Consider the following 12701-nt stretch of genomic DNA (forward strand, 5'->3'; position numbering starts at 1 on the left):
TTTCTATTATTTACGGTCGGTATAATCGAACAATACTCCTTCTTTCATATATACTCAATAGAAGTATTTCGCTTATTTTACCTCTATATTCATTTGTGCCTGCAATTCGCAATACCGGTGAGATTGTATTTCTGTATTTTATTTCAAATACTCACAATATCAGCTGCTTCGCAAACCAATGCGAAAGCCCCCAAATACAGCATCCGGCACTTCACCAGCGAAAACGGTCTGCCGCAGAACTCCGTGCGCGCTATCACGCAGGATGCCGATGGTTTCGTTTGGCTTGCCACAGAGGTCGGGCTGGTGAGGTTTGATGGTCAAACTTTCCTGACTTTCGGCAAAAGCGATCTGCGGTTGCAGACCACCATGTTCATGTCCTTCCTTCCCGACATGGAGGGACGAAAGGATCGTTTTTATGCACTAACAGATGGATTTGAATATATAAAGATCGCTTCCGGCAGAGCTACCAACGAAAAACCTCAGGGAGCAGCCCGCCTCAGAAAAATGTTCAGAACACCGGAAAGCAAAAATGGCCTGCTTTTTTCCATGGGGCTTCCCAACCGCTTTCAGGGTGACTGGGCACCCACCCACCAGCCGTTTTGGCTCCCCGAAGGAAATGGGAGCTTCTTGATGTGGCAGAAAGATGGAAAAATAGACCTTTATTCAACCTGGAAAAAAAGGAAAAGCTACAAGACCCGGATCACTTCGCCGCGTGGCTTTTTCAGGCTCGGAAGAAACCTCTACCATGACGACGAGGCCGGCAACATAGAGCTTTTGGTTGCGAAGCAGGGAACTGCACCGGGGAAGATCAGACTGGGTCCCGGAAAAGGCCCTGTACCCGATCTTTCCGAAAACTACCTGGTTTATTCCCACGACCTGTCGGGACAAGCGTTTATCTACCAAAACAAAAAACTCTATCTACTTTCAGAAGGGACTCCGGGAGACATCCGGACGATGCTATTACTCGACGATTTTGACTTCGAACGGAACAATGTTTCCACAGTATTTTTCGATCAGTCCCAACAACGGCTTTTTCTTGGAACCTTGAGCAATGGACTTTTTATCCTTGATTTTCAGGTATTCGAAACGCTTACCATCAATAGCAACGAAAGCCAGGCGAACGTCTATTATTCCCAGGCCGCATTCTCGGACACTACCGTCATCACGCCATCCTTCAAGGTACTCGGTAAAGACAGGAACGGTCAGATCATCGCGCAACAGCTGCCTTTGCCGACAAAAATGGCCATGAACCGGTATAGTATGCTCAAAGCGCGCTCTGGCGACCTGTGGTTCTTTGAGAACGGTTGGCTATACCGCCTTGACGGGAATGCCCGAAATTTGAAGGGACAATGGGACGCAGGTGGTGAAATCTCACAGTTATATGAAGATCCCCTGGGGCGTATCTGGCTGGGAATGAAATCAGAAGGATTGAAATACTTCGATCCTCGTGAAAACACGGCTCAACTGCGCACCTTTACGCGGGAAATAACCGACATTTCCTACATGCTTCAGCAGGGGAAAGATCTGTTTTGGGTAGCTACCGCGGCAGGGTTGGTCAAGGTAAATCTCACCCGAAAAACAATATCCCTTGTGCCGCATACCGAAAAGTTTTATGTCAAAAATATTTTCTTATCCAAACATGGAGAACTTTGGTTCACGACTTTTGAAAACGGCTTTTTTCTGCTTCAAAATGACAAACTAACCCGATTTCCTGTTGACGGAAGCCGTTACCTGGCCAATGGGCATTGTCTTGTGGAAGACGCGAACGGCTTTTTCTGGCTGCCGACGAATCACGGATTGTTCCGCATCTATCACAAGGATTTGCTCGATTTCACCGTGCACGGCGATAGTACCCGGCTTTATTATCATCGGTATTCGAAACAACACGGTTTTCGCATCAACGAATTCAATGGGGGCTGTCAGCCATGCGCCCTGCGCTTGCAAAGCGGTTACATATCGCTGCCTTCGCTCGACGGGTTGGTGTTTTTCAAACCTGAACAGATCCCGGTGGATGTACCGGATTCAAAAATCTTCATCGACCGCATCGAAGCTAATTCGAAAGAAATTCCTGTAAGCGGTTCAAAAATCGAGCTTGCCGACATTAGCGACATACAGGTGTTTGTTTCATCCCCCTACCTGGGCCCGCGGGAGAATCAGCAGCTCTACTACAACGTCTCTAGTGACAGACGGGACGAAACCACGCAAATTTGGCATCCCATCGAAAACGATCAGCAGTCCATTCATCTCAATAACCTTGAATCGGGCACCTATACCCTGAAGGTCCGTAAGAATGCAGGATTTGGCCCCAACTCCGAACGATTGGCAACGCTCACGATAGTCATTCCTAACCCTTGGTACGAAACCTGGCCATTCAAAGCATTCGTGGTCATCCTGGTACTGGCTGCGACTTACCTCTATTTCAAAAACCGTCTGAAGAAAGCCGACAACCTGAACAAGATCCTGGAATCGCGCGTCCAGGAAAGGACGCTTAATTTGCAGGATACATTGGGCGTGCTGAAAACCTCCGAACAGGAACTCCTGAGGCAGACCCGCCTGCAAATGCACCTGATCGCGTCCATCAGCCACGACATCCGCAGCCCGCTGAGATCGATCGAATTCACCTCCGGAAAACTATCAAATCTCATTCAAAATGGCGAATATACCCTTGCAGAAACGGTGGGGACAAGCGTGAACGAGTCTTCGAAGAGAATTCTTACACTCCTGGAAAATATGCTTTCCTATGTAAGATCGCAGTTTTCGGACAGCTCGGTAGTTTACGAGACATTTGCGGCGCGGAGCCTGGTCGACGAAGTTGCCTTCATCTTTAAACAAGCCTTCGCCGGTCAGCAGAATCAGTTTGAAAACCATGTCCCGGAAACGCTTCAACTCAGATCTAACCGGCAATTACTGAAAATCATCCTGCATAATCTGATCGACAATGCCAACAAATTTACCTCAGCAGGGAAGGTAGCCGTAAGTGCGGGTATGAGGCGTGAGGCAATCACACTGGTCGTGTCAGACACGGGGCCAGGGCTGTCCGGGGAAATCCTGAACTGGTTTAACGAGAGCGATGCGGTCCATCCTGAATCACCGGACGGTGAACCGGGAATTCATGGCATTGGATTAATCATCGTCAAAGAACTTGCCGAAATACTGAAAGTCGAAATCAAGGCAGATGCGATGGCAGGCACCCGGTTTTCGATCACTTTTTCGGAAAGAGATTAACTGCTTCAAATTGAGACCGCTAATTTCGATACGCTGAATGTTTAACGAATGGACATATTGTCAAAGATTGTCTACCTGAGTTTTATGATGTGAGTCGTTTGCCTGTTTACCGAATACAACGATCAGAAAGTCGGCCTTAGAATTTAATCTCGGATCACAATCTTCTTCGTACCATTTCCCACCGTAACGGTATATACTCCGTTTGACAAACTATTTACATTAATCGGTTGTTTGGAAAGCACATTTTCCCGCAACATTACCAATCCTTCTGAATTTCGAATGGTCATTTCTTCTTTTTTATCAAGTCCGTTTAGGAAAATCTGTCCGTATCCCGGGTTAGGATAAACACTAAACACAACCTTATCAAATTTAACCGATACAATCCGCGAATATTCAAATTTGCCATCATAATCGATTTGCCTAAGGCGGTAGTAGCTGGTTTGCAAAGGAGTATGGTCAGTAAATCGGTAAACTTTATTCTTTTTGCTATCTCCAATTCCATCTACAAAACCTATTTTTTCGAAATTCTTCGTATCTGCGCTCCTTTCTATCTCAAATCCTAAATTGTTGGTTTCTGAGACGGTTTCCCAGATCAGCAAATTTGCTTCATCATTGTTAACAACCCTAAATGCTGCGAGGGTAACAGGCATTGTGGTAAGTGAATAAACAGAGCTCCGTAACGTCAATTGCGTAGCAACGCTGTTGGTAACTTCCACCAGATAAATCCCTGGTTCCGTTGGTTCATAATATTTATCACCAACAATGGTTGCTAATAAAACGGGTGGGACACCATCTTGGGTAGAAGTCTTTTTAAACCATTTGTAGGTGTTATTTGCCACCGTCCCGCCAGCCTCGACGCTCAACTTTCCATTTTGGATTTGTATCGGGATCTGGGCCTGATGACCATAGAATGATAGACGGTCTACATTTTGTTCCATGCCTGCAAACGTGAAGGAATTACCCGACAGAAGCAGCTTAGCCGACAAGGGCAAACCAGACAAATTAGGTATTTCACCATGTAGCAGCCCAAATTCGTGGCTCCGTTGATGGCTTTGATAATGAAGATGCAGAAGCTGAAGTTCTGACAGATTATTCAATGAAGAGGGAATTTCACCATCAAAATCATTCGCCCCCAACAAGAGTGTTTTAAGTTTCTTTAAGTTACCAAGTTCTGTGGGCAAATTACCAGTCAAACTTTGGTTCGATATGTTCAAATAAGTTAAGTTTACCAGATTTCCCAATTCGGGCGGAATACTGCCACTAATAAAGCCAAAAGGATCAAATCCCGCGTCTTCAGGCACGTAGCTCAGATCCAAATATGTCAATTTTGTCAAATTTCCAAGACTCGGAGGTAACGGCCCTCTAATAGGCATTGCACCACCTCTCTCATCTACCTTGCCCGTTATTCCGCTCAGATCCAAATGTTCCAGGTTAATAAGATTCCCTATCTCTGTTGGTATGGGTCCATATCCTGGTTTTTCACCCGCAATACGAGTCCATCCGAGCGTCAGTGATTTCAGCTGATCCAGGTTTCCGATCTCCGGTGGTATATTTCCATCCAAACCACCTTGAGAAAGATCCAGCCCCGTCACTCTTCCATTTTCACAGGTAACTCCATACCAGCTACAGGGACTACTCCCGACTGGGCCAGCAACCGTCCAGCCGGAATTATTAAACCAATTCGGGCCGTCCATTGCATTGTATAACGCAACTAACGCCAGCCGATCTCCTTCCAGGGATCCCTGCCCTGAACTTTGCAGGCTAAATAGTAAAGTACAGATTAATAAAAAATGCTTCATCATTTTAAACTTTCAGTTAAATCAAATATATAACATTTTCTATTACTTCCTATTTGGCACATTCGCCTATTCCAAAAACAGACCTGTTCGTTTCAACGATTCCTTCTCTTTGTCGGCTTTCCACAGCCCTTCGGCAAGTCCTTTTAATCCCGACACTCCTGTTAACCGAAATACCGGGATTATGATTGCCATTGTAAATAAAACCTCTCCTTTTCGCTAGCCTATTTCCTTTGTGAGAACAATCGTGCAGTTGGCGGTAGAATTTAACCGGATCTGTTTCAGCGGTTGATACTCCGGGTCGTTGTAGCAGTTCAGTGCAGCTTCCTCTGATGGAAATCTGATGATTGCATTCATTTTTTTGGGATTACCCTCGATCGCTATTCCCGCCACATCAGCCACCAACACCTCGGCCCCGTATTTTTGCATTAATGTAACAACCGGCGGGCCGTAATTTTTGTACACCTCCATGTCGGTAATGTCGTAGCTATTGATATAATAAACTGCCATTGGAATCTTGACTTTAAAGATTAGTAAACTGATTTAAAACTAAATGCCTATTTGCGCTGCTCTCTTTCAGGGTGGGATTTCCGGAATAGACGCCATTTCTTTCAACGTTTTAAATTTTTATTGAACAAAATTAGGCGGCCGGAATTTCCGTTATTTAAGGAAAATTGCTGTTTTCAAAGGCGCCTCATTGACGGCGCAATGCCAAAAAGACATTTATAGGCCGCAGAAAAATGTTCAAGGCTATTGAAACCACAGGAAAAAGCTATGGCCGTCACAGAAAGATCGGTATTGCAAAGATGCAGGTCTGCCTGCAAAAGCCTCACCCGCAGCAGATAATTATGAGGAGTAAAGCTGGTGATCTGCCTGAATAGCCTGTTGAAATGAAACGGGCTGATATTAGCTACATCCGCCAGTTGCGACAAAGAAACATTCTCGGTAAAGGATTCCGCAATAAACGACTTAACCGACTCAATAGCAGGGAGGTAAACACGTTTCTGCTTCTCAGTGAGCACTGGCTCCGGATTGCTGTCCCGCCCGGAGGAAAGTATAAGCAAAAACAAATCGGCCATCAACTGTTCAATCCATAACCGCTGGGACCGGCTTTCCTGAGCGAGCTGGAATATACAGTAATGAAGATATTCCATTTCCGGGGTTGCTCTCACCGCGATGGAGTGCATATCCGGGTTATCGAAAAACCATGAGAACGCTCCGCCTTGAGGCATTAAGAGCTTCAATTTTTCTGATGGCAGGTAGAAAATAGTGCATTGATCAGGCATATTATGCACATGCCCCACGCGGTATTCATAGCCCGGCTTGCAAAGCAGGAATAATCCGTGATGCACATCCAGCTCATTCCGATAAGCCTTAAACTGAAAATTTCCCCGTCTGACATACGCGAATGCAAATTGTTCCTGATACTCTATTCCTGACACAGTTCGCTCATGGCAATTGCACAGGAAATTATGAATGGAACAAAGGTCGGAGTTGTGCAGGATCTGGATGTCAGCTTGCATATTATTTCGATCTGTACCGCCTCGGGCAATCGTTACTAAACAATCCGTTGCCCGGGGCATGGATTTTTCCCAAAGCTAGTGCCCACCATGACAACCCTATGTCAGCAAGAGTTCAAAATAAATTCTCATCGCCCACTGGGAATCACAAGCCACCGCTCAACCGGAATCGATCAGCGCAATGGATGAGTTAACATGAGTGACACGCAAATCCTCAGAACAAGGCAAAATTGAAGAATGCTCGCTCAGGCATATATTTTCAATCATTCACTTTGTATTTCAAAGTACTTTTTATTTACTTTAAAATGCAAAGTGAATAGTCACACTTAAACTCGTCACAACTATGAAAACAAAAATACTGATCTCCATTGTTCTGAAACTGGGGTTATCAGCTGCCGGACACGCCCAAACGCCGGACAAGGCGAAACTGGATCAATTTTTTGACCGGCTTGCCGAAAAGAATAAGGCAATGGGAAGTCTGGTTGTTTCCCGGGATGGCAACGTTATTTACAACCGTTCTATCGGTTACGGCCAGATCAACGGCACGGAGAAGAAACCGTTAACCGCAGCGAGCAGGTACCGGATCGGGTCGATCACAAAAATGTTTACCGCCGCATTGGTCTTTCAACTCATCGAGGAAAGAAAACTGAAGTTAACCGACAACCTCGACAAATTCTTCCCGCAAGTCCCGAATGCCGGCAGGATTACGATCGCCCAAATACTTGCGCATCGCAGCGGTATCCATGATTCCGTGTTAGACAGGAACTTGCGTCGCTCTCCTTCGACAGACGCAATAACACACGATGAAATGCTTGCGCTGATCGCCAAAGGCACACCCGATTTCGAGCCAGGTACAAAACATGCTTACAGCAATTCCGGTTATTTGCTTCTGGGTCTTATCATTGAAAAATTAACCGGGAAACCCTACGCACAAGCCCTCTCGGAAAGGATCACTTCGAAAATCGGACTCAACGATACCTACACCGCGACCGGGAATATCGACGTAAGTAAAAACGAAGCGCTTACCTATCTGAACCTGGGCGGAGAATGGAAACCGGTAGCCGAAACACATCCCAGTATCCTTTTCAGCGCCGGAGCCATTATTTCGACGCCGAACGATATGGCCAAATTCATCCGGGCACTGTTCGAAGGAAAGATCGTGTCGGAAGAAAGCCTCGATCAGATAAAAGCGATCAGGGACGGGGATGGCTTAGGAATCGAACCATTCGATTTCGCCGGAAAGACCTTTTACGGGCACACCGGCGGTGGCGACAACTATGGCGCGTGGCTGGCTTACCTGCCGGAAGAAAAACTCGCAATCGCCTACACCACAAACGCGAAGGTTTACCCGGTCCGCGATATTGTAGACGGCGTTGCCGACATTTACTTTAATAGGCCGTTTCAAATACCTGCTTTCGAATCCATAACGGTCAGCCCGGAAGTGCTGGACAAATACGTCGGGGTATATTCGAGCTCCGAAGCGCCTGTGAAATTTACGATTACCAGAAACGGCACAACGCTTTTCTTTCAGCCGCCGGGCGCACAGTCCGCTGCCCCGCTCGAAGCAATGGCTGAGGATAAATTTCCAATTGAAGGGGCGGTAGTCGTCGAATTCGACGCTGCCAGCAACCGGATGACCGTCAAACGGCGTAATGGAGAAAGAATTTTCACGAAAGAAAAATAACCAGCTATGCAAAACATTGGAAAAAGTCTCGCCGCCACGATCGCCGTCATCGCACAGATCGTGCTGATACCCCTGTTGCTGACGCTTCTTGCCATCTGGCATTGGAAACCAGGTGCTTTTGTGTTGGCCCTAATTCTATTAATCGGCGGGGCTGGTCTTGCGTATCAACTGGTAGTGAAGAAGAAAATGAGCAACTGGGCATACCGTTTCGCGGTCGGCGCGGCACTTGCAGCGGTGCTGGTCCTCGTCTGGATGAATGCCGCCGTGGGGGGCATTCTTGGAGATAATCCCGCCAATATGATGTATTTCGGGGTGATTCTTGTCGGGTTTACCGGTGCCCTCATCGCACGGCTGGAAGCTCAGGGAATGTCACGCGCGCTGCTTGCGTCGGCATTCGCGATAGCGCTGGTGCCTGTGATTGCATGGGCCATCGGAACGCCCGCGTTTGCCAACGGTTTCCTGGCCGTGTTCTGTCTTCATGCTTTCTTCGCCGTCCTGTTCGTCGGATCAGCATTGTTATTTCAACGCGCAGCATTTGACGCCCGGCGTGCCAAGCCGAAAGGGTCAACCTGAACGTTGTATCTTTTCGGCAATAAGTATTTAACCGGCAAAATCAGACTTATATTGAATATTGCCAAAACTAAAAGCTCTCCTTGCCAGTCGGAGAGACAATGAGGAGTGCCATTTCAATCCGGGTAAGATGAAAATAAGTCTGACATTACTATTCTTGCAATTCGCGATTACAGCTTTTGCACAAGACAGGATGGTCGCTGTTAACGGACAGCAATTCCATGTTTTTTACAAAGGCCTGGAAAACAGGAAAGCAGGCGTGCCGGTGGTTGTTTTTGAGAACGGACTCGGCATGGGGCTCAATACGTGGGACACCGTGCTGGGGCAACTGTCAGAGCGCGTACCGGTTTTTGCCTACGACCGCGCCGGTGTCGACAAGTCGGAGAAAGTATTCGCGATGTCGACAATTCAGGTGGTGGCTCAGAACTTAAAAGCGATCCTGGCCAATTTGCAAATAGCACCGCCATACATACTGGTGGGACATTCTATGGGAGGTCTTTACGTACGCGGCTTTGGCGGTTATTATCCTGGCGATGTGGCCGGTATGGTGTTCCTAGACCCGGCGGATTTCACCGAAACCAAAGAAAATTGGAACGACATCTTCCGGAAACTGGGCGTTCCGGAAAAGCGTATCGACGAAATGCTGTATGACCGCCTCTACAAACCTTCCCGAATCGACTCTGTCCGTTTTGGTCCGTGGAGTGAGGGACAAGTGCTGACTAATTTGAGAAAAACGGACTTTGCAGAAATAAGCAGCTTGCCGATCCCCGACGCGCCGCTATGCTTTCTTGTCGGGGGGAAGTTCGAAGTACCACCCGAACGCAGGAGCACCGACTATGATCACCCTAAATTCTTTGAGGTCCGCACTCAGGTCAATATCGACCGATGGAGAAAGTTCATCGATTCATCCGCAAGAGGTGGTACATTGATCTACCTTTCCGGTAGCGCCCACTATCTGCACAGAGACAATCCCAGAGCGATTGTAAACGCGGTGGAAGCGATGTTGGAAAGCCTGGGAAAACAGGCTGCTTCTAATCGGTGATGAGCCATAAAAAAGACAGTAACGAGTCGGGCCCGCTACTGTCTTAATGAACCCTGATTAACTGTAAAGCTATTAGCTGCTACAAATATCCGATCAGTACGTAAATCTAACCGTCACGCCATAGGTACGCTGATCTCCCACTATCCCTGCATATTGCCCCGCGCTTCCCGGTGCGGCCAATAATTGCTCGTAGTAATTCTTATTAAAGACATTTCTACCCCACACAAAGAACGTAAGCCCGTTCGAGGCCCGGAAACCCAATCTTCCGTTGGTAAGTCCATAGCCTTCGATATTGAGATATTCCGAAGGAGACGGACTTGATGAGAATTCCGATCGCAAAAATTCATCTATACCCAGGAAATAGTTTCCTTTAAGACCGATGAAGCTGCCTTTCGCAACTACCTCTCCGCCCACAGAACCCGACCATTTGGAGATTCCCGGCAGTCGTCCGCCCGACACGTCCTTGAATGCCTGAGTTCCTCCAACTTCCTCCAGGGGCACAGGCGCGTTGACAAAGCTTACATATTTACCATCAGTATATGCCACAGCCGCGTTCAGGGTGAGGTGTTTAAAGCGGACATTACCATCCAGTTCGACTCCCTGTACGCGCACTTTTTCGGCGTTGGCCAAATACCCCCGGTTCACACCCGGCTCCGGAGTTTGCACTTGCGTTTGATAATCTTTGATGTCTGAACGGTACAAAGTCAGGTTCAACACCGAGTTGCCCGATGGCTTCGTTTTTACCCCGAACTCCTTGTGGTCCACGTATTCAGGTTTCACATTGGCCAGGTCAAGCAGAATCTGACCATTCGCTGTCGGCAGACCGCCCACATTAACACCAATCGGCTTGTAGCCAATCGAGTAGGTTGCATAGGCGTTGAAGTTCGCCGTGGCTCTGTACTGTACAGACAGCTGGCCCGAGAAATTCCCTTTGGCATAATCGGTGTTAAAAGCCTGGTTGGTATACACGCCATTTTTCAACGCGAGCAATGCCGCGTCAGTGGTTTGCAATCCACCATAGGTCACCCTGCTGTAGTCCACTACCTTTTTATCATAGTTATATCTCAAGCCAGGCAAAACATGTATCTTGTCTGTAACCGCCCAGTCGGCCTGTCCGAACACCGCCAAACTGGTGCTTTTAATTTCGTTGGTGGTCCGGATACCAAAATTGTCGAATAATCCGGGCGTTTTCCACAATGCGCTTGTCGAGCTCTGGGCAAAACGCCATTGTGCCGAACCTGCCTCTTCGGTTTGTACCGGGTCCGAAGTCAGATCTTGCCAAAGGCCGAACACACCCACCACGCCGCTCAATCTGGGCAATATTTTTCCTGAATAACGGATTTCCTGAGACCATTGGTCATGTTTGGAGTTCCCTGAAGAGATCGTAAATACAGGTAATCCGATATAATCCCGGTCATTCAATGGCACCCATTTCCAATAACGCCAGGCCGAAGTGGCGGTAAGCGTTCCCCTGCCTATTTTGATGTCGGCATTAACCGACACACCGCCCAGCTGGTTATCAGCTTTGGAAGGGGTATCCAGGTCCAGCTTGCGTTCAAAGGCGCTGTTATAAGGAAGGGTATAATTCAAATCTGTGATAATCGCATTGAACTGCCTGTATGCGGCCCTTTTCGTGGTCACAACTCCGGCCACAGGCCATCCATAGCCCGTCGGTTTCTGATCGGATACGTCCCCGATCACGGTAATGCTTACATTATCGTTTGGAGTGAAAAGGAGCTGCCCTCTTACCCCGATGTTATTGATATCGTTGATCGGCAATTGCGTATGAACATTGAAAAACGTGCCGTTGCGCTGCGTGCCCGTAAAAGAAACACGCGCAGCCAGCTTTTTGCTCAATGGTCCGGTCACCGAGGCTTTTGCCTGGATAAAGCCCAGGTTGCCATAGCTCAGCTCGAAGTTGGCACCCGGCGCAAAGCTGGCAGCCCGCGTCGTCACATTGAAGGCTCCCGCCGTTGTATTTTTACCAAAAAGTGTCCCTTGTGGCCCACGCAGTACCTCCACGCGTTCGATGTCAATGAAATCGAGGGCTGTGGCCGCTGCCCGTGCGTAGTAAACACCATCCACGTAAAAGCCCACACCCGGGTCAACGCCGTCGTTGGTCAATCCATAGGTGGAACCCAAACCGCGAATGTTCAGCGTCGTATTCCGTGCATTCGAAGCATACAACTGCACTGTAGGCACCAACTCTTTGAGACGGTTCACATTAAAGGCACCGGCGTCTTCCGCCCTCGTACCTCCGATTACCGAAATGGGGATCGGAACCTCCTGGGCAGACTCCTGGCGACGGCGCGATGAAATCACGACATCATCCAGCTGCGTGTTATTGGATACAAGCTTGATTTCGGCCCCGCTGCCGCTGATCAGAACCTCCTGTTTCACATATCCTATGTAGGACACGATCAGGGTGAAGGGCAATTTTTGTGCTGTAATGAGGCTGAATTCCCCGTTGGTGTCAGTAGAAGCACCATTGGTAGTGCCCTTAATCGAAACGGTTGCGCCTATCAGCGGTTCATTGGTGGCAGCGTCCAGCACTTTCCCGGAAATCGTTGCATTGGTGGTCGCATTGTCCTGTGCTGATAAAAGGAAGGGAAAGAGAATTACGGTGAGTAAGATGGCTGACTTTAAAAATTGTTTCATGCTATTGAATTTGACGATTGCAATTTGTTAGTGATGGGGCTGAGTCAAAAGATGATCCTTCCGGCTCCTGCAGGACCTGCTTTGTTCATTCGAATGGCAGACCTGTTAAAAGCTGTGCACCACCAACAACCGGGTATTTTAAGGAGGATAATTGATTTCATTTAGCCGGGTTTATAGTTCCTGGCGGTAAATATATAAATTTTATA

At 47.8% G+C, this 12701-nt stretch carries 8 protein-coding genes; 4 read left to right on the forward strand and 4 right to left on the reverse strand.

The window, feature by feature from the left end; all coding sequences use genetic code 11:
* Nucleotides 1-123: 123 nt before the first annotated feature.
* Entirely contained in the window at nucleotides 124-3225 is a 3102-nt protein-coding gene (locus BP71_RS25775) for a ligand-binding sensor domain-containing protein (protein WP_496384458.1), read from the forward strand.
* A 143-nt stretch (nucleotides 3226-3368) separates the two neighbouring features.
* Here the strand turns inward: BP71_RS25775 and BP71_RS25780 are convergent, their stop codons facing one another.
* From BP71_RS25780 to BP71_RS25790, 3 genes are all read right to left on the reverse strand, one after another.
* The gene (locus tag BP71_RS25780) at nucleotides 3369-5027 is read right to left on the reverse strand and encodes a T9SS type A sorting domain-containing protein (RefSeq protein WP_496384459.1); all 1659 of its coding nucleotides are present in this window, start codon (nucleotides 5025-5027) and stop codon (nucleotides 3369-3371) included.
* Nucleotides 5028-5240: 213 nt separating this feature from the next.
* Nucleotides 5241-5531 carry a DUF1330 domain-containing protein gene (locus BP71_RS25785; RefSeq protein ID WP_496384460.1) on the reverse strand — a complete coding sequence of 97 codons (291 nt, stop codon included), beginning with the start codon at nucleotides 5529-5531 and terminating at the stop codon, nucleotides 5241-5243.
* 173 nt (nucleotides 5532-5704) lie between these two features.
* Nucleotides 5705-6544 carry a helix-turn-helix transcriptional regulator gene (locus tag BP71_RS25790; RefSeq protein ID WP_496384461.1) on the reverse strand — a complete coding sequence of 280 codons (840 nt, stop codon included), beginning with the start codon at nucleotides 6542-6544 and terminating at the stop codon, nucleotides 5705-5707.
* Between the two features lie 340 nt (nucleotides 6545-6884).
* Here BP71_RS25790 and BP71_RS25795 point away from each other — a divergent pair, with 340 nt between their 5' ends.
* From BP71_RS25795 to BP71_RS25805, 3 genes are all read left to right on the forward strand, one after another.
* Complete coding sequence (locus BP71_RS25795; protein ID WP_496384462.1) at nucleotides 6885-8225, forward strand: serine hydrolase domain-containing protein; 1341 nt, start codon at nucleotides 6885-6887, stop codon at nucleotides 8223-8225.
* Nucleotides 8226-8231: 6 nt separating this feature from the next.
* The gene (locus tag BP71_RS25800) at nucleotides 8232-8798 is read left to right on the forward strand and encodes a hypothetical protein (protein WP_496384463.1); all 567 of its coding nucleotides are present in this window, start codon (nucleotides 8232-8234) and stop codon (nucleotides 8796-8798) included.
* A gap of 127 nt (nucleotides 8799-8925) precedes the next feature.
* Complete coding sequence (locus tag BP71_RS25805) at nucleotides 8926-9837, forward strand: alpha/beta fold hydrolase (protein WP_496384464.1); 912 nt, start codon at nucleotides 8926-8928, stop codon at nucleotides 9835-9837.
* Nucleotides 9838-9930: 93 nt separating this feature from the next.
* Here BP71_RS25805 and BP71_RS25810 read toward each other — a convergent pair whose 3' ends face one another.
* Nucleotides 9931-12495 carry a TonB-dependent receptor gene (locus BP71_RS25810; protein WP_496384465.1) on the reverse strand — a complete coding sequence of 855 codons (2565 nt, stop codon included), beginning with the start codon at nucleotides 12493-12495 and terminating at the stop codon, nucleotides 9931-9933.
* Nucleotides 12496-12701: the final 206 nt, after the last annotated feature.

It is taken from the genome of Dyadobacter ginsengisoli DSM 21015, from assembly GCF_059568735.1.

Excerpts from the sequence above, each read along its gene's own strand:
- BP71_RS25785 (WP_496384460.1), bottom strand. The coding sequence starts at position 5,531 with ATGGCAGTTTATTATATCAATAGCTACGACATTACCGACATGGAGGTG.
- BP71_RS25805 (WP_496384464.1), top strand. The coding sequence starts at position 8,926 with ATGAAAATAAGTCTGACATTACTATTCTTGCAATTCGCGATTACAGCT.
- BP71_RS25790 (WP_496384461.1), bottom strand. The coding sequence starts at position 6,544 with ATGCAAGCTGACATCCAGATCCTGCACAACTCCGACCTTTGTTCCATT.
- BP71_RS25810 (WP_496384465.1), bottom strand. The coding sequence starts at position 12,495 with ATGAAACAATTTTTAAAGTCAGCCATCTTACTCACCGTAATTCTCTTT.
- BP71_RS25800 (WP_496384463.1), top strand. The coding sequence starts at position 8,232 with ATGCAAAACATTGGAAAAAGTCTCGCCGCCACGATCGCCGTCATCGCA.
- BP71_RS25795 (WP_496384462.1), top strand. The coding sequence starts at position 6,885 with ATGAAAACAAAAATACTGATCTCCATTGTTCTGAAACTGGGGTTATCA.
- BP71_RS25780 (WP_496384459.1), bottom strand. The coding sequence starts at position 5,027 with ATGATGAAGCATTTTTTATTAATCTGTACTTTACTATTTAGCCTGCAA.